This window comes from uncultured Flavobacterium sp. (assembly GCF_963922255.1).
Lineage (GTDB): Bacteria > Bacteroidota > Bacteroidia > Flavobacteriales > Flavobacteriaceae > Flavobacterium.
Window position 1 is genome coordinate 30463 of the sequence record NZ_CAWUIC010000009.1, and the last position, 22364, is coordinate 52826.

Annotated in this window: 25 protein-coding genes and 1 pseudogene; 9 read left to right on the plus strand and 17 right to left on the minus strand. The window is 29.7% G+C overall.

Annotated elements, in window-relative coordinates; translation table 11 throughout:
- Positions 1-30: 30 nt before the first annotated feature.
- From AABJ49_RS08565 to AABJ49_RS08625, 13 genes are all read right to left on the minus strand, one after another.
- Complete coding sequence (locus AABJ49_RS08565; RefSeq protein ID WP_264559405.1) at positions 31-1137, minus strand: ABC transporter permease; 1107 nt, start codon at positions 1135-1137, stop codon at positions 31-33.
- A 15-nt stretch (positions 1138-1152) separates the two neighbouring features.
- A complete protein-coding gene (locus AABJ49_RS08570) occupies positions 1153-1887 on the minus strand; it encodes an ABC transporter ATP-binding protein (protein ID WP_338377868.1) in 735 nt (244 codons plus the stop codon).
- Between the two features lie 2 nt (positions 1888-1889).
- Positions 1890-2786 (minus strand): ABC transporter ATP-binding protein, encoded by an 897-nt coding sequence (locus AABJ49_RS08575; RefSeq protein ID WP_338377869.1) that lies wholly within the window; start codon positions 2784-2786, stop codon positions 1890-1892.
- 28 nt (positions 2787-2814) lie between these two features.
- Positions 2815-3099 (minus strand): hypothetical protein, encoded by a 285-nt coding sequence (locus tag AABJ49_RS08580; RefSeq protein WP_338377870.1) that lies wholly within the window; start codon positions 3097-3099, stop codon positions 2815-2817.
- Entirely contained in the window at positions 3099-3548 is a 450-nt protein-coding gene (locus tag AABJ49_RS08585; protein ID WP_338377871.1) for a hypothetical protein, read from the minus strand. Before AABJ49_RS08585 ends, AABJ49_RS08580 begins: the two co-directional genes overlap by 1 nt.
- Before the next feature lie 36 nt (positions 3549-3584).
- Positions 3585-4457, minus strand: coding sequence for an HlyD family efflux transporter periplasmic adaptor subunit (locus AABJ49_RS08590; RefSeq protein WP_338377872.1), 873 nt, complete (start codon positions 4455-4457; stop codon positions 3585-3587).
- A 1-nt stretch (position 4458) separates the two neighbouring features.
- The gene (locus tag AABJ49_RS08595; RefSeq protein WP_338377873.1) at positions 4459-5712 is read right to left on the minus strand and encodes a TolC family protein; all 1254 of its coding nucleotides are present in this window, start codon (positions 5710-5712) and stop codon (positions 4459-4461) included.
- Positions 5709-6317, minus strand: coding sequence for a TetR/AcrR family transcriptional regulator (locus AABJ49_RS08600; RefSeq protein WP_338377874.1), 609 nt, complete (start codon positions 6315-6317; stop codon positions 5709-5711). The genes AABJ49_RS08595 and AABJ49_RS08600 overlap by 4 nt, the downstream gene beginning before the upstream one ends.
- A gap of 81 nt (positions 6318-6398) precedes the next feature.
- Entirely contained in the window at positions 6399-6626 is a 228-nt protein-coding gene (locus AABJ49_RS08605; protein WP_338377875.1) for a hypothetical protein, read from the minus strand.
- A 73-nt stretch (positions 6627-6699) separates the two neighbouring features.
- Positions 6700-8298: a hypothetical protein gene (locus AABJ49_RS08610; RefSeq protein WP_338377876.1), complete on the minus strand. Its 1599-nt coding sequence runs from the start codon at positions 8296-8298 to the stop codon at positions 6700-6702.
- 54 nt (positions 8299-8352) lie between these two features.
- Complete coding sequence (locus AABJ49_RS08615) at positions 8353-8667, minus strand: hypothetical protein (protein ID WP_338377877.1); 315 nt, start codon at positions 8665-8667, stop codon at positions 8353-8355.
- Between the two features lie 14 nt (positions 8668-8681).
- Positions 8682-8876 carry a DUF6132 family protein gene (locus AABJ49_RS08620; RefSeq protein ID WP_338377878.1) on the minus strand — a complete coding sequence of 65 codons (195 nt, stop codon included), beginning with the start codon at positions 8874-8876 and terminating at the stop codon, positions 8682-8684.
- Entirely contained in the window at positions 8876-9859 is a 984-nt protein-coding gene (locus tag AABJ49_RS08625) for a DUF3365 domain-containing protein (RefSeq protein WP_338377879.1), read from the minus strand. Before AABJ49_RS08625 ends, AABJ49_RS08620 begins: the two co-directional genes overlap by 1 nt.
- 131 nt (positions 9860-9990) lie before the next feature.
- On the opposite strand from AABJ49_RS08625, the gene AABJ49_RS08630 reads away from it, so the two are divergent.
- From AABJ49_RS08630 to AABJ49_RS08660, 7 genes are all read left to right on the plus strand, one after another.
- On the plus strand, positions 9991-10587 hold the full coding sequence (locus AABJ49_RS08630) for a Crp/Fnr family transcriptional regulator (RefSeq protein WP_338377880.1): 597 nt from the start codon (positions 9991-9993) through the stop codon (positions 10585-10587).
- Complete coding sequence (locus tag AABJ49_RS08635) at positions 10587-11816, plus strand: hypothetical protein (RefSeq protein WP_338377881.1); 1230 nt, start codon at positions 10587-10589, stop codon at positions 11814-11816. Before AABJ49_RS08630 ends, AABJ49_RS08635 begins: the two co-directional genes overlap by 1 nt.
- Positions 11817-11882: 66 nt before the next feature.
- Positions 11883-12440, plus strand: coding sequence for a fasciclin domain-containing protein (locus AABJ49_RS08640; RefSeq protein WP_338377882.1), 558 nt, complete (start codon positions 11883-11885; stop codon positions 12438-12440).
- 166 nt (positions 12441-12606) lie between these two features.
- Positions 12607-13044 carry an OsmC family protein gene (locus AABJ49_RS08645; RefSeq protein ID WP_338377883.1) on the plus strand — a complete coding sequence of 146 codons (438 nt, stop codon included), beginning with the start codon at positions 12607-12609 and terminating at the stop codon, positions 13042-13044.
- Positions 13045-13052: 8 nt separating this feature from the next.
- The gene (locus AABJ49_RS08650; protein ID WP_338377884.1) at positions 13053-13496 is read left to right on the plus strand and encodes a cytochrome c; all 444 of its coding nucleotides are present in this window, start codon (positions 13053-13055) and stop codon (positions 13494-13496) included.
- A complete protein-coding gene (locus AABJ49_RS08655; RefSeq protein ID WP_338377885.1) occupies positions 13483-14817 on the plus strand; it encodes a cbb3-type cytochrome c oxidase subunit I in 1335 nt (444 codons plus the stop codon). Before AABJ49_RS08650 ends, AABJ49_RS08655 begins: the two co-directional genes overlap by 14 nt.
- A 9-nt stretch (positions 14818-14826) precedes the next feature.
- Complete coding sequence (locus AABJ49_RS08660; protein WP_338377886.1) at positions 14827-16644, plus strand: hypothetical protein; 1818 nt, start codon at positions 14827-14829, stop codon at positions 16642-16644.
- Here AABJ49_RS08660 and AABJ49_RS08665 read toward each other — a convergent pair.
- The 4 genes from AABJ49_RS08665 to ric are packed head-to-tail and all read right to left on the minus strand — an operon-like array spanning position 16637 to position 20323.
- Entirely contained in the window at positions 16637-17314 is a 678-nt protein-coding gene (locus tag AABJ49_RS08665) for an anaerobic ribonucleoside-triphosphate reductase activating protein (RefSeq protein WP_338377887.1), read from the minus strand. The two genes, AABJ49_RS08660 and AABJ49_RS08665, sit on opposite strands and share 8 nt — an antisense overlap.
- Complete coding sequence (gene nrdD, locus AABJ49_RS08670) at positions 17308-17472, minus strand: anaerobic ribonucleoside-triphosphate reductase (RefSeq protein ID WP_338377888.1); 165 nt, start codon at positions 17470-17472, stop codon at positions 17308-17310. The genes AABJ49_RS08665 and nrdD overlap by 7 nt, the downstream gene beginning before the upstream one ends.
- On the minus strand, positions 17456-19570 hold the full coding sequence (locus AABJ49_RS08675; RefSeq protein WP_338377889.1) for a ribonucleoside triphosphate reductase: 2115 nt from the start codon (positions 19568-19570) through the stop codon (positions 17456-17458). Before AABJ49_RS08675 ends, nrdD begins: the two co-directional genes overlap by 17 nt.
- Before the next feature lie 27 nt (positions 19571-19597).
- Positions 19598-20323: an iron-sulfur cluster repair di-iron protein gene (ric, locus tag AABJ49_RS08680; RefSeq protein ID WP_338377890.1), complete on the minus strand. Its 726-nt coding sequence runs from the start codon at positions 20321-20323 to the stop codon at positions 19598-19600.
- 138 nt (positions 20324-20461) lie between these two features.
- On the opposite strand from ric, the pseudogene AABJ49_RS08685 reads away from it, so the two are divergent.
- Together AABJ49_RS08685 and nadA are read left to right on the plus strand one after the other, a co-directional pair.
- Positions 20462-21425, plus strand: a pseudogene (locus tag AABJ49_RS08685) (PAS domain-containing protein).
- A gap of 11 nt (positions 21426-21436) precedes the next feature.
- Positions 21437-22363 (plus strand): quinolinate synthase NadA, encoded by a 927-nt coding sequence (nadA, locus tag AABJ49_RS08690; RefSeq protein ID WP_338377891.1) that lies wholly within the window; start codon positions 21437-21439, stop codon positions 22361-22363.
- Position 22364 lies beyond the last annotated feature (1 nt).

The window sequence follows — 22364 nt, forward strand, 5'->3', positions numbered from 1 at the left end:
AAGTCACAAAGTTTTTTTTATTGAAATTGATTATTCTAATCTTATTTTATATTTTCTGATGCTGATTACTGTGTAAATTATTGTCATTGTAATAATAATTAAAGTTTCTTTCCAAATTAAAGCAAAACTTGAACCTTTTAACATGATGGCTTTGATGATGATGATGAACCATTTGGCTGGAATGATATTACTGATGACTTGTAATGGTAATGGCATGCTCGAAATGGGAAAAATAAATCCAGACAATAAGATTACAGGCAACATTAATCCGAATAACGAAATCATCATGGCGGTTTGTTGAGAATTAGACAAAGTGGAAATTAAAATTCCTAATGCTAATGCGCAAACTATAAACAAAACGCTTTCTATAGCTAATAAAAAAAGACTTCCTTCAATAGGCATTTTGAACACAAAAAAACCTAAAAGCAGAATAACTGTTGCATTGATTACTGATAAAAAGATGTAAGGAAATACTTTTCCGATGATGACTTGAAACGGTTTTAGCGGAGAAACTAATAGGATCTCCATGGTGCCTAATTCTTTTTCTCGTGTAATGGAAATAGAAGTCATCATTGCTGAAACCAACATTAAAATTACCGTCATTACTCCGGGAACGAAAGTAAAAACACTTTTCATTTCTGGGTTGTAAAACAATTGGGTTTGCGTTTGAATTTGATAAGTTGGCTTATTGTTTTTGTTTTTTTCTTGAATAAAGTTTTGTAAAATCGACGTAATATAATTAGATATCGTATTAGCCATATTTGGATCGGTTGCATCTGTAATTACTTGTACTTTACCGTTTTTTTGGGTTTGTAAATGCTTGATGAAATCATTTTCAAAAACCAAAACGGCTTTAACTTTTCCTTTCTTGAAAACAGATTCTATTTGTGCTTCGGTTGTAATTTCTTGTTCGATATCAAAATAAGAGGAATTACTTATTTTTTGAATTATTTTTTGGGTTTCGGTGTCTTTTGATTTATCGAGAATAGCAATTTTTACGTTGTTAATTTCGTTTGTGATAGCGAAACCAAACAACATAATTTGTGCAATTGGCATTCCGAAAAGTATGAACATAGAACGTTTATCACGAAAAATGTGATAAAATTCTTTTTTTACAAAACCGATGAATCTTTTCATTTTTTAGTAATTAGTTTACTCGATATTTCGAGCCAATTTTAAAAAAACATCATTCATAGAATCTACTTTGAATTGTTCTTTTAATTTTTTGGGCGTGTCAAGTGCTTCAATAACTCCGTCAACCATTATGGAAACACGGTCGCAATATTCGGCTTCGTCCATGTAATGCGTGGTTACGAATATGGTTGTGCCTTTATACGCTTGTGTATATATCATTTCCCAAAACTGTCTTCTGGTTATTGGGTCAACTCCACCAGTTGGTTCATCTAAAAACACAATTTTTGGTTCGTGTAATAAAGCAACTGAAAATGATAATTTTTGTTTCCAACCTAATGGTAATGAACCGACCAAATTATCAGCAACGTCTTGCATTTCTAATTCTTGAACTAATTGGATTGTTTTTTCTTTAATCAGCTTTCGCGATAAACCGTAAATTCCTCCAAAAAAAGTAATATTTTCTTTAATGGTTAAATCGTCGTACAAAGAAAATTTTTGACTCATATAACCAATGCTTTTCTTAACCATTTCTGCTTGAGTCAATACATCAAAACCTGCTACATTTGCTTTACCCAAAGTTGGATTTGAAATTCCAATGAGCATTTTCATTGCAGTTGTTTTTCCTGCTCCGTTTGCTCCCAAAAAACCAAAAATCTCTCCTTTGTAGACATCAAAAGTGATTCCTTTCACTGCTGTAAAATCGCCAAATTGTTTGGTTAAGTTTTCTACTTGTATGATTTTTTCTTTATCCATAATTACAAATCCATAAAGACATCTTCAATGGATGTGATTGCTTTTTTTATTATAATTTCTAAATGATTCTTATGCTCTAAATATTCCTTTAAATCATTTGGATTGAAATCAGCATTTGTATCGATATAATGAATGAATTCTCCAAAAGCATAAACACTATAATGACTTGGATAGTTTTTTAAATCGTGAATTAATCCGTGTGTGTTTTTGGATTGAATATCATAAATTACTTTTTCATAATTGGCTGTTATAGCTTGTGGTGAATCAATTTTTAAGATTTTACCTTTTTGAATTAAAGCAATTCTATCACATAAGGCAGCTTCATCCATATAAGGTGTGGAAACTAAAATGGTGATTCCTTTTTGTTGTAAACGTTTTAGCATTTGCCAAAATTCTTTTCGAGAAACAGGATCAACTCCTGTTGTAGGCTCGTCTAAAAACAAGACTTTTGGAGCATGAATTAAAGCACAACACAACGCTAATTTTTGTTTCATTCCACCAGATAAAGCTCCTGCTCTACGTTTTTTAAACGGTTCAATTTGAACGTAAATATCTTCGATTAAATCGTAGTTTTCTTCAATAGTTGTTCCAAAAATAGTCGCAAAAAAAGTTAGATTCTCTTCCACCGTTAAATCTTGGTACAACGAAAACTTGCCCGGCATATATCCAACCGAATTTCTTATGGATTTATAATCCTCAACAACATCAAAATTTGCTACCGTTGCTTTTCCTTCATCAGCAATTAAAAGTGTAGTTAAAATTCTAAAAATAGTCGTTTTACCTGCACCATCTGGACCAATTAATCCAAATAATTCTCCAGAATTTACTTCAAAAGAAATTGAATCAATAGCTTTGATTTTGTTGTAAGATTTGGAAATATTTTGGACTGAAATACTCATTATTTAATTATGAATTGTGAGTTATGAATTATTTAATTAAAAGGAAATTACTCATTTCAATTGCATCAACTCTATGTTTTACGTTTGGTTCGATTTTTACATAATCACCAGATTTTAAACTGATTTTTTGTGCATTTTCATCGCTAAAAATTGCTTCTCCAGAAACACAAACTAGTAAAGCTGGAATTTTTGTAATATGCTCTTTTAATTGTTCTCCTTTTGCAATTTGTATGGAAATAACATTTTGAGATGGTTCAAATAAAACATTCGTTTGAACTGCTTTTCCTTCTGTATGTAAGTCTTGTAAATTCATTATTCGAAGTATTGATTAAATGTTGTAAATGAGTTTTGAATTTCAGTAAATTGTTCGTCAGATTTATCTTTTGAAAAATCATCAACTAAATCAAGATATGGCAATAACCATTTATGTAATTCGTCATGTGCTTGACCTTTCATGGTGCAATTTGACGTTAATAAATCTAGATTTTTCTTTAAATTATCTGCTAATAATTGATAATTTTCGGGTGTTCCTTTGTCAAAAGAAGCTACATCTTTTTCCATGTTGCGAATATGGTTCATCATTTCAACATCCACTTTCCATTTTTTGTCGCCATCTAATTGAATAGCTTCATCAGCTGAATGATTGTGAACTTCAGTTTCAATTGTTTGATTTACTTCAGTAATTTCATTTTTTGCTTTGTCGTTGCACGAAAAAAGAAAAAATGTAGAAATTGCAATAGTTGTAATTTTTAATTTGTTCATAATTTATAGTTTTTGATTTTTGCTATTGCTATTGAATTATAATTTAACTTCTGCTGGCATTCCAATTTTCAAACTGCCATCATTCTTAACGATTACTTTTACTGCGTAAACCAAATTGACTCTTTCTTCTTTGGTTTGGATAATTTTTGGCGTGAATTCAGCTGATGATGAAATCCAAGAAATTTTCCCTTTATATGGTTTTGTCCCTTCATTTTCATCAATTGAAACATTTACTTCTTGCCCAACTTTTATTGATGATAATTGAGTTTCACTAAAATAAACTCGTAAAGTCATTTCAGATAAATCAGCAATTTTATATATTGGTTTTCCAAAAGCAGTTATCTCATTTGGTTCAGCATATTGAGCTAAAACCGTACCTTTTACAGGATTAATAATTTTTGATTTTTTAAGTTGTTCGTTAATTTTTTCAATTTGAACTTCAATTGATTTTACTTCATTTACAATTGGAGCATTTTGCGTTTCTACACTATTTATTTGTTGTTGCAACACTTTTACTTTTCCAGTAATTTCATCAACTTGACGTTTAGTTGCTGCATTTTCATCAAACATATTTTTAATACGTTTTTGCTCTATTAAAGTGGTTTTTAATTGCTCATTCAACACATTTCGTTGCGACAAAACATTAGCTGATTTAGAATAAATTGTGCTTTTTGAAGCTATTAATTGTTGCTTGTTTAAGTACAATTGAACTGTATCTATTTGTCCAACTACTGCATCTTTCTCAAGTTGCAATCCTTCGTCAAGATTTAAAAATTCTATTTTCCCATTGCTTTCGGCTGAAATTGTAACTTCGGTTGCTTCAAAATTTCCGTAAGCATCTGCTTCATTATCATTCTTGTTGCAAGAAAATAAAGTTAATGCGATTAATATTGTTAGTAAATTTTTCATTTTAATTTTGTCCTTTAATCGTTTGATAATTTATTTTAGCTAATTGAAGTTGTGTTTCATGTATTTTTTGATTAGTCTTTGCGTCAAAAAGATTGTTTAACTCTGTTATATAATCTGAAGAAGTTATTACACCATTTCGCAATTGAGAATCATACGACTGTAACACTTTTTCACGCAATTGAATGATTTGCACATCCGTTTTAATGATAGTTTCCATTTTTAAAATTTCTGATTTTAACTCATTTAATTGCATTTGATTATTGGTTTCAAAAGTTTCTTTTTCAGTTGAAATAATTTCTTTTGCAACATCTAAAGCTTCTTTTTCTGTTTTTGATTTATTCCAATCGAACACATTCCAATTTAATTTTAAACCAACTATATAAAAACTCTCAAACGAATTATTTAACATATTCAAACCAGGATTTCCATAACCAGCTTGACCAAAAGCGTTTAGTTTTGGTAAATTTGATTTTGAAATTACATCTTTAGAAGCCTCAATTTGAGTTTGTTGCAATTCGAAAAATTGTATTTCCGGTCTAGTTCCGTTAGTTTCTAAATTTAAAATTGGTTGTTCTAGAATAGTGTTTTCAGCAAATGAAGTAGATGTTAAACTCGCTAAATTTTGAAGTTCCTTTATTCTTTGGAATGAATTTTCGGTTAAAGCTTGCTCTAACTTTAGTAATTCAGCTTCTAAAACTTGCTCTGATGCTGGTAAAATAGCTCCATTTCTAACTCCAGATTTAACTTCGCTAATTTTTTCTAAAATTGAATTCTTCTTTGAAATCAACAATCGATTTTGTTCTTGCCACAATAAAATCATCATATAAGAATAATTAATTCTCGATTTTAATTGATACAAATTAACCGCAACTTGTTGTTGAACCGTTTGCGCTTGAACTTCTTTTAATTTAGAATTAGCCTCAATCATTCCGCCATTATAAATTAACTGATTAACATCTAGAGTAGCTCTATATTGATCTTTATTTAAAGGTGTAATTGTTACGTTTGGCAAACTAATAGGCAATTGTGTTACGGCAGATTGATAGGTTGCTTGAGCGTTAATATCAATTTTGGGCAATTTTGCTTTGTTTAATGCATCAATTTCTAAAGCAGATTTTTGTTGCAGTAAATTAGTCTGTTTAGCTAATGGATAATTTTTTTCTACCAAATCATAACATTCGTTCAATGTAATATTTTGTTGAGCTTGAAGGAAAGATCCAAAAAACAGGAATAAAATTATAATTAAATTTCTCATTTTTTAATACTATTTATTAGCATTGAAGCTATGTGTGTTTTACGTTCTATTAACAAGTTGTTATATTCTTCTTCATTCGAGTTTGTTATTTTTTGAAGCAAAGGTGCTCCAACAAATGGAAAAACAGATAACGAAAACATATCAATTAATACTTGTTTTGGATTTACATTTCTTAAGGTTCCCTTTTGGATTTCTTCTTCAATTTGCAATAGAAAATGCGTTGGTTTAGGAAATTCAGCTTGACTAAAAAATTGATTCGTAAATTCAGGATTATTGTTTAATTCTTGAATAATGAATGTGGGTAAAAACCTATTTTCCATAACAAATGAAATATACTTACCTGCAAAATTTTCAATTTTATCAAACAACGAATCTTGAGAATTTAACACTTGATGAATTTGCGGTGCCAATTGCATAAATGCTTTTTTAAAAACGGCTTCAAAAAGCAATTGCTTACTTCTAAAATAATAATGCAACATTGCTTTATTAATTCCAGCTTCGTCGGCAATTTCTTGCATTCTTGCACCAGCCATTCCTTTTTTATGAAAAATGGTTATCGCACTTTTCAATATTATTTCTTCTGTATTATATTCTGTTTTCTCCATTTTAACTAATCGGTTCAACCATTTGGTTAACAAATATACAAAAAAAAGCATCTCAATAAAGAAATGCTTTTAATTTTGTGATTAATCTTCTTTTTTAGCTTCTACTTTTTTAGAAGAGCAACAAGAACTTTTAGCTTCTGTTCCACATGCTTTTTTCTCAGATGAAGCCGAAGTTGCCTCTTTCTTTTCAGAAGAACAACATGCTCCTTTTTCAGTTTTTTTAGCTTCTTTCTTTTTTTGAGTTTGAGCTGTAGCGTCTACAGAAAACATAAATGCAGCAATTGCTACTATTGTTACTAATTTTTTCATGTGTATCGTTTTAATTATTTTTAATCGTTTCAGTCACAAATATATAAATATTTGTTTAACTTTTTTATTTCTTTTATTTTTTTATGATTTTTTTTGATTCGTAAAATTTATGGTCAAAAACAAATGTTAAAATAACCGTTTTAGTTTGTGCGTCTTCTAAACTAAAATCCATTTGGTTAATTCCTATTTTTAAATCTTCAATTGTTCCTTCTGATAAAATTTTTCCATCTAAACTCGAAATCATATATTCTAATTCGGCTACATATGGAATTGTCAAATCAACTTTGATAGTGTCATTTTCAGCAGGATTTGGATAAACCGTAAATGTAAAAGGATTTCTTCCATCAATTTTATCAACACTTAAGGCTGGATTATAAACCAACTTAACTTCATAAACTGTTGGATCTGCGCTAGTAGTACTGGTTTGATTATTAGTAAATGGAGAAGTTGAACTACTTTGAATCCCACCAAAAAGATGACCAATTACAAATTCCGTTGCCATTATATCAGAAAGTTTTATTACTTCATTTGTGTAATGAGGCAAAGTTTCATTCGGAATAAATTCTGCTCCAGCACCTTTTAAATTAGGCATTTCAACTGGCAATTGATACTCGGTTAAAGAGCCGTTAGAAGTTCTAGTCGTTCTACTAATAGTTTTTACAAAAGGAACTGTATCATCTTGAATTAAAGTGCCGTTATTATAATAGTATTGACTAATTCCACCAAAAAACAGATTATGCATATTATTATTAGTTGCATCATATAAACAAGCTTTTCCTGAATGATAATTGCTCAAATATTGATTAAAACCTGTTTGTGGAAAATAACCACTAGTTTTAATATCAACTGGATATAAAAATGGCAAATCTGCATTAATTTGAAATACTCCAGAAGAAATAGTGTACCCTAATTCACCATTTGGGAAAACTTGTGGTAATAAATTATAATCCCTTCTATGTAAATGAACAGCATCAGTAATAGTCGAATAATTACTGATAGACAATTGTGTTCCTGAATTATCAATTTCAAACTTTCTAATTGAATTTGAATAGGTTTGAGTAAATGTTGGATTATTCATAGGATTATATCGTCCATCAAAACGATGACCACCAATTAAATAAAACTCATTACCGATTTTACCTAATTGACCTCCAGTAATAGCAAAATTTGCATTGGTAATTTGCTTAAAATAACTTGTAATATTAGCATTAGTCATAATCGCTGTAATCAAACCTGAAACATCAATTGACGTTAATTTATCATGTGTAATATGATCATTGGCCGAAGTTGCAAAAGCATAACCACCAATTATATACAGTGCATTTCCATCTTGATAAAAATTCATGTTAGTTGATTGTAATTGCTCTTGAATTCCCGTTGCTAAAGTGGTTACAGAAGCAGACCAGATTTGTTGTGAAGCAATATCAACTACATAAATATCCGTATTATTCTGGCTTCCGGGAAAAGCATTAAAAGGCTGACGAGCGTGCATTCCATCTTTTCTTCCACCTATTATCAACCATTTTCCGTTGTGTTGTCCAAATGCGTATGAATGTAAACCTGGTAACCCTGAAACAGTAACAGGTGTCAAAACTACATCATAGGGAAAATTGTTTTGTCCTTGAATTAGTTGTGTTAAAACCAATACAAGAAAAAATATAAACTTTTTCATTTTGTTATATGTTATGTTAACTGCTAGTAAAGCAGCATTAAAATTGAAACGTAATTACAACATAAACTTTGGAGGATGCCAAATGGTAGTTTGATAAATTGAAACAAAAAAAGCTTCATAAAACGAAGTTTCTTTTTTCAATTTAAAATCTGAAATTATAGTCTTAAGTGAATAATGAATTTCATGTATCACCTGTACGGGACTAAAATTTAAACCCATTACAAATTTACTATGCTCACATTCTTTTTCTTGAGAATCATCAAATGATTGTTCACAGCTACTCCCAAATTGAAGTTTAATGGCACGCACAGAAGGCAATGCCGTTAAAGCAATCAAGTAGATAAAAAGTATGTAAACTTTAAATTTCATTTGACAAATGTATATTATTTTTTAGGTGATTTTACAAATATATTAAATAATAGCCCACCCATTAAACCACCATACAAAGTACTATTTAAAGGCTTTGAAGTTATTGCACATGTTCCTGATGCACAACCTACAAAATAATAATAAGCGTAGCCAGCAATTAATCCGACAGCAATTCCAATTCCGGTAATGATGTATCCTTTTTTAGTCATTATTGTTTCTTATTAAAAGTTATGCTCCAAATTCCTCTTACTTCATTTTCTGTATAACCAATTGCTAAATCGTTTGGATATAATTTTAAGGTTTTAGCTCTAACTTCTGGCTTGATATTTTCAGGTTTTCCGTGGCATTGCAGACACATTGTGTTGGTTGGAATGGGATAGTACCATTTTACTTTATCACCTTTATCTACAACTACAGGTTTAGCTTCTTTATTTGCTGCAATCTCTTTTTTGAATTGTGCTATGTAAACCAACTCTTCTGCATTTGCCTTGTTGTTTGGGTTTCTATTTTTGTCGGAAACTCGTTTAATTGTTGTGTTATGTTTTACGGACATGCTATCGGTTAAAGGCATCGCTTGAATGTTACAAAATGCTAAGGCTTCTAATGTTCCTTTCTTTTGAATGGTTCCCATTAAATTTTGACCTAATAATTTTTTGGTTGAAAGGGCATATTCCAATCCGATTTCTTCATAGGATTTTTGTTTTTCAGCTACTATTACATTTTTTCCTGGTTGTGTCCAATTGTCGTTTCCATGACCTTGCCAATGTTCTTTGAACCAAGCGGGTTCTTCAATTTGATAATCAAACATAAAATAGGCAATTTGAGCAACCGCATTCTCAGGAAAAACTTGTTTGGGCATTACCCCAAATTTTTTAACAGCACCGTGCATTTTAGTATTATCTTCTGTTGGATTTTCCACAAAATTAGAAATAGCTTTTACAAAGTCTTCTTTAGTATCATAATCCATTAAATATCTCGCTTTTATCGCAATCATTGGTGGAGCAATTCTACCTTCATTTTCTTTAGCACTTGGACTATGGCACAAATAACAATGCGTTTCCATTAGTTTTTTTCCGTCATGAGCAATGGTGTCTAATTGAACCTTTTCGCTTTCAATTGGCTTATACTTTTCTTTCTTTTCATTGCAAGAAAAAAGTAAAATTGAAATTAGAAGTAAAAGTAGCTTTTTCATAAGAATAGTATTTAAAACAAATTTACGTACTTCATTGCTTTTTAATTGTAACGAATGTTACAAATATGACAATTATCATATTTTAATTTCCTGATAATTAGCATTTTTGTATGGTATAAATTAGGTGTGTTATGCAAATAGATGTAGATATCTTATTCACTTGGGGCGCAGTAGCTAAAAAGTATCAAAAAGATGAAGTAATCTTTTATGAAGATGAAAGTGCGTTGTTTTATTATCAAATTGTTGAAGGAACTATTAAAATGTTTAGTGCAAATGATGATGGTAAAGAATTCACTCAAGGTGTTTTTGACAAAGGATGCAGTTTTGGTGAACCACCTTTGTTTATTGATGGGATCTATCCCAGTTCAGCAATTACTACTGAAGAAAGTGTTATTATAAAGATTTCAAAAGATAAATTTTTGACAATTATTGATGAATATCCTGAAATTAACAAAAGTTTTATGCAACTTTTAGCCTTACGTGTTTATAGAAAATCTTTAACCAATAAAAATATAATCAATCAAAAACCTGAACACAGAATCATTGCTTTTTTGAGGGATTTCAAACAAAAAAATGCAATTGCTGAATCAGAAAAAACACAAATTCCTTATACTAGACAAGAAATTGCTGATTTTACAGGTTTAAGAGTAGAAACTGTAATTAGAACTTTATCACAAATGAAAAAATGTAATAAGGTAGAAATAAATAATCACAAATTATTTTATTAATGAAATTAAACTTTTCATACTGGATTAAATTTTCCTTATTTAATTTATTGTTAGTCGCATCATTAGGCCTTTTAATGCGTTATAAAATTGCCTTCGAGTTTCCGTTTCTGAATCAAAAAAACATTCAACACTCACATTCGCATTTTGCCTTTGCAGGTTGGGTTTCTCAAACTTTAATTGTTTTGATGGTTCATTTCCTATCCAAACAAAATACTACCATAAATCTTGAGAAATACAAAAAGGTTTTTATAGCTAATTTGGTTTGTGCCTACATCATGCTTTTTAGCTTCATCTTTCAAGGTTATGGATTGATTTCCATTTTATTTTCAACCTTATCTATTTTTGTCTCATTTTGGTTTGCAATATTATATTTTAAAGACTTGAAATTAGTTTCTAATAATTCTTTAGCAAAAAACTGGTTTAAAGCAGCTTTATTTTTTAATGTAATTTCTTCTTTAGGAACTTTTGCTTTAGCTTATATGATGGCAACAAAAAGTTTACATCAAGACTTTTATTTGTCATCTATTTATTATTATTTACATTTTCAATATAACGGCTGGTTTTGGTTTGGCATAATGGGTTTATTTGTAAATCAACTTATATCAAATTTGGTTCTAGAAAAAGCGAATAAAATTATATTTACTTGGTTTTTTATAAGTTGCATTCCTGCTTATTTATTATCTGTTTTATGGTTAAAATTACCTATTTGGATATATGGATTAGCTATATTAAGTGCAATTCTACAAGTTTTTGCTTGGATGAAATTCATCAAAATAATAATTCCAAATTTCATCAAAAATTATTCTTTAGCTCCTTTTTTTAAATGGATTTACATTAGTATAGTTGTTTGCATTTCTATAAAATTCTTATTACAATTAGGTTCAACTGTCCCAGAGATAGGAAAATTAGCTTTTGGCTTTAGACCAATAGTTATTGCTTATTTACATTTGGTTTTACTAGCAATAATTTCTGGATTTTTATTGGTTTACTTATTTACAAATCAACTAGTAATTCAAAATAATAGAATCAAAAAAGCCTTAGGTTTGTTTATTATTGGTATCTTTTTAAATGAATTGGTTTTAGCCATTCAAGGAATTGCTTCTTTCAGTTATACTTTAATTCCTTATGCAAACGAGATGCTTTTTGGAATAGCAATATTATTATTTTTTGGAGCATTCCGAATGTTTTATTTAAACCAAAAAAAAGTTAAAAAAAACATAGTTTTATGATTTGACTCATAAAATTTAATCTAGTAATGTTGGTACTTTGTAGTATAATATTAAAGTACAACCATTATGAAAAAAACAATCTCATTTTTAGCCATTGCTTCTTTATTCTTTTTAGGAAGTTGCAAAGAAAATAATGAAACTCCACAAGAAGCTACGGCTTCAGAAAATTCTGTTGATTTAAGCGTTGGACAAGAAGGTGTTCAAGATGATGTTTCTAATCCAAACATTGTTCAGGTGGCTTCTGGAAGTGAAGATCACACAACTTTAGTTACAGCTGTAAAAGCTGCAGGCCTAGTAACTTCGTTAAGTAATGCTGGACCATTCACCGTTTTTGCTCCAACAAACGCTGCTTTTGAAAAATTACCAGCTGGAACAGTAGAAGGATTATTAAAACCAGAGAAAAAAGGTGACTTAGAAAATGTTTTAGGTTACCATACGTACGTTGGAATTCTTAAAGCTGAATATATGCAAGATGGACAAGAATTTGATATGGTTTATGGTGGAAAAGTAAAAATCACTAAAGAGGGTGAAAAAACTTTAGTAAACGGTTCAGAAATTGTAGCTTCAATACCAACATCAAACGGAATAATTCACGTAATTGGTGACGTTTTATTACCAAAATAAAAGATAATTATTAATTCAAAATTGTTCTTTTTTAATTGAAAAAAGCATAGGCTATCGTAACCTATGCTTTTTTTTATTTTAACATGAAAAAATAAAATATGATTTAAGTCATAATTTAAACACTTAATTATCATTCAATTTGTAAATCATTTAAATTTTTATACAAATGGAAAATCACGTTTACAATGTAAATTTAGAATGGAATAGTGACAGAAAAGGAACAATGTCATCTCCAGAATTACCAATCAACATTGAAGTTGCAACTCCACCAGAATTTGACAAAGGAATGCCAAATATTTGGTCACCAGAACATTTATTTACAGCATCTGTTGTAAGTTGTTTTATGACAACTTTTTTAGCCATTGCAGAATATTCTAAATTTGATTTTATTTCGTTCAAATGCAATTCTCAAGGAATTTTAGAAAAAATTGATGGTAAGTATTTAATGACTAAAATCATACTTTCACCCGAATTGATAATAGACAATCAAGATAAAATAGAAAAAGCAAAACGCATTTTAGAAAAATCTGAAGCTGCCTGTTTAATTTCAAATTCTATTAAAAGTGAAGTTGAGCTAAGGGCAATAATAAATGTAGAAAATTAGGTTTAACAATGTATAATCATTCAAAATACATTATTATTATTCTTTCTGTATTAATTGGAGTATTCTCTATTTACAACTACATCCTTTACACTTCCAAATCTGCTTACAATACTGTTCATTTATCACAAAACGCAATAAAAGGTGAAAATATTTGGCTTAAAAACAACTGCAATTCATGCCATCAAATATATGGTCTGGGCGGCTACCTTGGTCCCGACATTACTAATGTATACTCTAGAGAAGGAAAAGGAGAAGAATACATAAAAACCATTGTAAATAGTGGCATAAATTCAATGCCAAAATTCAATTTTTCGGAAGATGAAAAAGATTTATTAGTCCAGTTTTTTAAAGAAATTGATCAAACAGGTTATTATCCAGATGTAAATGCTACAATTAATAAGGATGGCTGGGTAATCATAAAAAATAAGACTTTAGAAGATGGCAAAAAATAAGTATTTTTTTTATTTTATAATCATAGCCTTAATTTCTTTGTTTTTAGGAATGAATTTCGGCTTACTAGCAGGTTTTCAATATATTATTCCAGATTTTATAAAAGAAACACTTCCTTTTAATGCTGTTCGTCCTTTACATACTTTATTTGTGGTTTCTTGGATTTTATTAGCTGCTGTTGGTGGTATTTATTACTATATCACTACAAATTCATCCATAAAATTCTATAATTATAAGCTTATAAAATGGCATTTCTGGCTATTCATTTTAACCGGAATTGGCATTGCATTTTCATATGCGTCTAAAAATTTTGCAGGTAAAGAATATTTAGAATTTCCGAGTTATTTTTATTTTCCAATAGTTTTAGGTTGGATTTTATTTGGCATAAATTATTTTAAATCAATGCGTTCAACGTTTAAAAGTTGGCCTGTATATTACTACATGTGGTCAACCGGAATTATATTGATGATTTTTCATTTTACCGAAGCTCATTTATGGATACTACCCTATTTTAGAGACAATTTCATTCAAAACATTGCCATCCAATGGAAATCTGGTGGTTCTTATGTTGGTTCTTGGAATATGCTGGTATACGGAACTGCACTTTTTGTAATGGAAAAAATAAGTGGCGAAAATAGTTACGCAACTTCTAAAAAAGCATTCTTTTTTTACTTTTTGGGACTAACTAATTTAATGTTTGGTTGGGCTCATCATATTTATATGGTTCCCACAGCTTCATGGATTCGATATTTTGCTTACATAATTAGTATGACCGAATGGATTATATTATTTTCAATTATATACGATTGGAAAAAAAATCTGTCTCAAGAGAAAAAAACAAAATTTTCAATTGCTTATAAATTCATGATTTTAGCTGATTTATGGGTGTTTCTTAATATAATTTTGGCTCTATTAATATCAATTCCATCAATCAATTTATTTACTCATGGAACTCATATTACAGTAGCACATTCAATGGGAACAACTATTGGAATAAATACTTTAATATTATTTTCATCAATAACTTATATATTTAATACTGAATTTTCATTTTCAGAAGCCACTATAAAAAAGCTTAAAAAAGGAATACAACTTTTTCATATTTCGTTTATTCTATTCTGGATAACACTTTTAATAATGGGATTAAAAAAAAGCATTTGGTTGTTTGGAAATTCAAACGAAACATTTAGCAAATTTCAAGAGTCACAGGATGTTTTGCACATTAGTTTTGTGTTTTTTGGAATTGGAATTATCGCAGGATTAGGAATAATTATCTATAATTTAATTAAAACATACCAACGAAAACAAACGAAAACAATTTAAAAAAAATATATGTCTAACAAAAAAAACAATCATACTTTTCATATTCCTGTTATGGGATTGGCGTTCACTATTGATAGCCCAATCCGTGTAGCTCAATATGGAATTTCTTCGACAGTATCGATTACTGATGATGATTTAATCGAAAAAATGAGGGCTTTTTATAGCGAAAAGTTCAGCATTCCTTATCAAGAAATCACTCTAAAAATTAGTGATTATCGTGCCGAAAGAATTACGCATTATTTAAACTTGATGGATACTATTGTAAACGATAAATTCGAAAAATTTAAACACGAAATTACAGAAAGTAAAACGGCTTTAGAAAACTACATTGCACTTTTACCTAACAAATCTGATCTAAAAAAAGGCTTGCAAGAGTTTGTTGAAGAAGGATTTTCAATGAAAGATAATTTAGTGAATTATATTGAAAAAAATATTTCTTTAGGTGAAATAGATGTCAATATTATGACAAAAGTAAACAAAGACAACTTTGAGGGTGATATTCAATTGCCTATTGAATTTAACGATGCTCATGCTGCTTTAAGAGGGTTTGCGAATAGTAATCTTAATTCTTCTGTAGTTTTATCTGCTGGAATGAATCCGAGATTATACAGCTATTTTGAAAATTTTTCTGATTTTTTTCCTGATGAAAATACCTGTCTAAAAAAGAAAATTATTCTAAAAGTGAGTGATTATCGTTCAGCTTTAATTCAAGGAAATTTTTTAGCCAAAAAAGGACTTTGGGTTTCTGAATATCGAATTGAATCTGGTTTAAATTGTGGTGGTCATGCTTTTGCAACAGATGGTTTTTTATTAGGGCCAATTCTTCAAGAGTTTAAAGACAAAAGGAATGATTTAGTTCAATCTACTTATGATTTGATGATTAAAGCATTGGAAATAAAAAACTTACCTATTCCAAAGAAACCATTACCCATTAAAATTACAGCTCAAGGTGGTGTAGGAACAGCAGCAGAACATGCCTTTTTATTGGAAGAATTTCAGCTAGATTCTATAGGATGGGGTTCACCCTTTCTTTTGGTTCCAGAAGCTACTTCAGTAGATACAGAAACTCGAAAACTGATGGCAAACGCAAAAGAAAATGATTTTTATTTGAGTACTATTTCACCACTAGGAGTTCCTTTTAATTCAATTAAAGGAGTTTCAAACGATTATTGGAAACAAAAAAGAATAAATGATAAAAAAGCAGGGAGTTCTTGTCCTAAAAAGTTTTTAGCTTTAAATAAGGCTTATGATAAAAAAGGAACTTGTACGGCTTCAAAAAAATATCAAGATTTTGAAATAGAAAAATTAGAAGCTCAAAAAGAGGAAATTTCTTCTTCGGAATTCAATTCAAAATATGAAAAAATTACCGAAAAAGCTTGTCTATGTGTTGGATTAGCCAATGCTTCTTATTTAGAAAATAATATCCCTATAAAAGGACAACAACAAGGTATTGTTATTTGTCCTGGTCCAAATCTTGCTTATTTTGATAAAGAAGTTTCTTTAAAAGAAATGATGCAACATATTTATGGAAATACAAACGTAATGTTTGAAACTGACAGACCAAATTTATTTATTAAAGAGCTAAAAATGTATGTGGATTATTTCAAAAATGAGATAAATACTTTTACAGATGAAGTTTCTGCTAATCAGTTAAAAAAATGGAATTCGTTTCGAAATAATATTAATGAAGGAATAAGTTTTTACAAAACTATGTTCTTAAACGCTACTTTTTTTAATACTGAAAAATCAATTATTCTAAAAAAATTAGAAGACTATAAAACAGAAATTAATAATATTGAATTTGGAGTTGAATTAAAAACTATCTAAAAATAACTGGAATTGAAGTTGAGTTTTTCAATTTTCCACTTAATTTAAAATAAGAATTAGGTATGTCTCCCAGAGTTTTTACATCATTTTTAAACTGTTGAATATAATAATTGCCTGTGTAACGATTCGTTGTTAGATAGGCAATCATTTCATTTATTTCTTCAACTGAAATTAAATCGGAATGATATGTAGTTCTTATTTCAAAATCAATAGTACTATCCAATAATAGTCTAAAAGATTCTTCAAATGGTTTAAATAAATTAGATTTTGTGATGTTTTCAAATTTTTTGGGTACCGATTTAAAATCTAAAGCGACATAATCAAGCAAATTTTCTTGTAATAATTGTTTTAAAACAAAAGGTTTTGAACCATTAGTATCCACTTTTATTTTGAATCCTAATTCTTTTAACTCTCTTATATGTTCGACAATGTTTTTATGAATTAAGCATTCACCACCACTAAAAACAACAGCATCGAGCAATCCTTTTCTTTTATGGAGAAATTGTTTCACTTCAACAAATGAAATAGTTCCTTTACCTAAAACAATTTCAGGATTATAACAATACAAACATCTCATATTACAGCCTACATACCAAAGTATGCAAGCTGATTTATGAGGATAATCTAAAAGTGTAAAAGGTGTTATATAAGAAATTGGTTTAGCTAACACACGTTTTCTTTAAAGTGAACTCGTTGTTTGTGCTCTCCTTTTTTACCAATATTAAAGCTCTCAACAGGTCTATGATAACCCATTACTCTTGTATAAACTAAGCATTTAGTTCTTAATTCTTGATTCTGTTCTAGTACTTCGTTATTTTTTGTGTTCATGAGGTTTGGATTTATGGTTTTCTATTAAGTTTTCATCACATTTTGGGCAATATTCATGTTCGCCATTCAAATAACCGTGAATTGGACAAACACTAAAAACGGGTGTAACTGTTATATAAGGCAATCTAAAATTGGAAAGCACCGTTTTTACAAAGTTTTTACAAGCTTCAGGAGAACTAATTCTTTCATTCATGTATAAATGTAAAACTGTTCCACCAGTGTATTTGCATTGTAATTCATCTTGTAACATCAAAGCTTCAAATGGATCTTGTGTAAAATCAACTGGAATTTGAGAACTGTTAGTGTAATATACATTTTCATCTATTCCAGCTTGAAGAATTGATGGGTAACGTTTTAAATCTTCTTTAGCAAAACGATAGGTTGTTCCTTCCGCAGGTGTTGCTTCTAAATTAAATAGATTACCTGTTTCTTCTTGATATTCTTTCATTTTATTTCGAATATAATCCAAAATTTCAATCGAGAATTCGTGTCCAAATGTAGAAGTTAAATCTTCTTTATCATTCGTGTAATTACGAACCATTTCGTTCATTCCGTTAACTCCAATTGTAGAAAAATGGTTTCTAAAATGCGGTAAATATCTTTTGGTATATGGAAACAATCCTCTATCATACATTTCTTGAATAAAGACTCTTTTTTTCTCTAAAGTAGATTTTGCATTGGTTAGTAATTTGTCTAATTGTTCGTATAATGCTTCTTTATCATTTGCATATACATAACCTAAACGAGCCATGTTAATTGTAACAACGCCAATACTTCCTGTCATTTCTGCACTTCCGAAAAGTCCGTTTCCACGTTTTAATAATTCACGTAAATCGAGTTGCAAACGACAGCACATACTTCTAACTGCATTAGGCTTATAAGCTTCTTCATTTTCAATTTTATTTCCGTTTTCATCTAAAATATATTGACTTCCTATGAAATTCTGGAAATAGGAAGACCCTATTTTTGCTGTATTTTCGAAAAGTAAATCGGTATTTTCTCCATCCCAATCAAAATCTTCGGTAATATTTACTGTAGGAATAGGAAAAGTAAACGGTTGCCCATTTGTGTCACCTTCAGTCATTACAGTATAATAAGCTTTATTGATTAGGTTCATTTCTTTTTGAAAATGTTCGTAACGCATTTCTTCTAAATTAGAAACACCTCTACTTTTTGCTCTTTCAAGCATTTTTTCATTTTCAATTCCTCTAAATAAATGAATATCATTTTTAGTAGGAACTTGCACTTTTAAATCATCAGGAACAACCCAGTCTAAAGTAATGTTCGTAAATGGTGATTGTCCCCAACGTGCAGGAACATTCAAGTTGTAAACAAAACTTCGAACGGCTTTTAAAACATCATCAAAAGCTAAATCATCTTTAAACACATAAGGAGCTAGATAAGTATCAAACGAACTGAAAGCTTGTGCTCCTGCCCATTCGCTTTGCAAAATTCCAAGAAAATTTGCCATTTGACCCAAGGCTTCTCTAAAATGGGATGGTGGTTTACTTTCAACTCGTCCTCTTACACCATTAAATCCCTCATTAAGCAACACACGTAAACTCCAACCGGCACAATATCCTGTTAAACAGTCTAAATCGTGAATATGAAGGTCGCCATTTCTATGTGCATATCCTTCTTCTTTGGAGTAGATTTTATCTAACCAATAATTGGCTATAATTTTACCAGCAACATTGTTAACCAATCCAGCATTTGAATAGGATGTATTGGCATTGGCATTAATACGCCAATCGGTTTGTAAGATATATTCTTCTATGGTTTGTGTACTATCAACGTAAGTTGTATCATCATTTAAACCTTCAATATGTTCGCGTTGCAACTTTCTTGTATGTCTAAATAACATAAAAGAACGCATAACCGAAAAATAATCTTTCTCAAAGAGTGTTTTTTCAATGACATCTTGAATTTCTTCAACTGACCAAACTTCCTTTTGTTCTAAAAAATCTAAAACAATTGTATAAACACTATCATCAAATGGTACTGTTACGCTTTTAAAACTTTTTTCAATAGCGTCTTTGATTTTATAGCTCTCAAAAGGTTTGTAAGCTCCATTTCTCTTAATTACGTAAATCTCCATAGTAGTTGTGTTGTAAGTAGTTGTTGATTATTCTGTAAATCGATTATGCATTTCAAGAGCTTTTGGAAACAAAATGTTGTTTTCTAAATGAATGTGTTTGTGCAAATCTTGTTCAAATTCTTGTAGCATAGAAAACGTTACTTTATAAGTGTTACAAGCATCAGTTGGTGGTGTGTAATTGTTAGTTAATGCTGCAATTTTAACAAAACGATCTCCTTCATTTTCGTGTTCGTGTTTCATCATGGCAATTGGATTTTCTACTGTACCAAAATGAGGTTCTTCGATAGCTTCACCAGTTCTAAGGGCATTTTCCATTTTTTTGATGAAGGGAAACAAAATCAATTCTTCTTTTTTCATGTGTTGAGCCAATTCTCCTGCACATCCGTCAAATAATTCTTTTATTGCAAATAATTCAGGATGATTGTGTCCATGAACTTTACATAATTTATCTAAAAAAGCGACTAAAACAATTGATTTTTCTTCTACATAACGATGATGTGTTTTTTCGATATAATCAATTAACAAATCACTTGGCCATGATTTAAAATCAATTGCTCCATCAGATTTTGTTTCTAAAAGTTGCGTAACTTCATTTTCAACTTGAGAAAAATCCATTCCTTTTTTTTCACAAGCTTCTTCGATAGTTCTATTTCCTTTACAACAAAAATCGATTCCGTATTTAGAAAAAACTGATGCTGTTCTGAAATCTTTGGCTACATATTCGCCTATTGTTGGTTGTTCTAAAACATTCATATTGATATAATTTAAATTTTCAATTCAACAATATTATGAATAATCTATCCTTTTAGATATGACTTAAATCATAGATAAAAAGATTTATTGAAAGTTATTTTGCAGTCAAAATAAAATCATTTAAAACAAATACATATAATGGTTGATTCTACTTATACAACACTAGAAAAAGGACATCCCATTAGCATTTATCTTGAAGAAAAAAATGTTATTCAAAATTTAATTAACGAATTAATAGAAACTGATCCTGAAATAGAATATCAAAAATTCTATAATATATTTAATAATTTATCTACTATTGAAAAAAGATTTGTTCGAAAAGAAAATCAATTTTTTCCGTATTTAGAAAAACACAATTGGAATGGTCCTTCAAAAGGAATGTGGTCATTTCATGATACACTTAGAGAACAAATTAGACTGCTTAGAGCTGATTTAGAAAACAAAAACATTGAGAAAGTAAAAAACAATATTGAATATCTTTTAGAAGGAATTCATTAGGTTACTAAATGTTGAAGAAACTGTTTTATTTCCGAATGCATTAGAATTATTGGAAGAAAAAGATTGGATTGAAATGCGAAAAGGTGAAGACGAAATCGGTTGGATGTTAGCAACAACTCCATCAAATTATCCTGAAAATCAATACATTCATCCATCTGAAGATTTTACGCAACGTGATATGGGATTTACATCTCCTGACGCATCACATTATGATGAAGGTTATATGACTGTTGAACAAGTAAATTTACTTTTTAGAACCTTGCCTTTAGACCTTACGTATGTTGATGAAAATGATAAAGTAATTTTTTATAACCGTGGTGAAGAAAGAGTATTTCCAAGAAGTGCTGGAATTATTGGTAGAGAAGTGAAATTTTGTCATCCACCAAAAAGTGTTGATACGGTTTTGAAGATTTTAGAGGAATTTAAAAAAGGAGCTAAAAATGAGGCTTCCTTTTGGATTAACTACAAAGAACGATTAATATACATTAGATATTTTGCTGTGAGAGATAATGATAAAAATTATAAAGGTGTTATTGAAATGTCGCAAGACATCACTGATATTAAAAAAATTGAAGGTGAACAACGATTATTAGATTGGAATTAAAAAAAGAAAAAATGCAAGATTTAAAAGAAAAAATTCTACAACTAAAAAAAGAAAAAAACGCAGTTATTTTAGCTCACTATTATCAAGAAGAAGCCATTCAGGAAATTGCTGATTATGTTGGAGATAGTTTGGGGTTATCACAAGTTGCGGCAAAAGCTGATGCTGACATAATTTTGTTTGCTGGAGTTCATTTTATGGCAGAAACGGCAAAAATATTGAATCCGACTAAAAAAGTGATTTTGCCCGATTTAAAAGCAGGTTGTTCGTTAGCTGATTCTTGTCCACCCGATTTATTCAAGAAGTTTAAAGAACAACATCCTGATCATATTGTAATAACTTATGTGAATTGTTCTGCCGAAATAAAAGCACTTTCTGATATTGTTTGTACCTCATCAAACGCACTAAAAATTGTAAATTCTGTACCCTTAGAAACTCCTATTATTTTCGCACCCGATAAAAATTTGGGCAAATATATTATCGAACAAACAGGTAGAGATATGGTTCTTTGGGATGGTTCGTGTATCGTTCACGAAGCTTTTTCATTAGAAAAATTGATCGATTTATATAAAAAAAATCCTGATGCTGAAATTATAGCACATCCAGAATCTGAAACTCATATTTTAAAAACAGCCAGTTATATTGGTTCTACAGCCGGAATGATTAATTATGTAAAAAAATCTCCTTCTAACAAGTTTATTGTTGCCACTGAAGCCGGAATTCTTTATAAAATGCAGCAACAAGTTCCTGATAAAACCCTTATTCCTGCTCCTTCTCACGAAGATAATACATGTGCTTGTAGCGAATGTGCTTTTATGAAAATGAATACGCTACAAAAAGTATATGATTGTTTGTTAAATGAAACTCCTGAAATCATAGTTCCATTGCATATACAAGAAAAAGCTTTAATGCCAATTAATCGAATGCTAGAATTATCTTAAA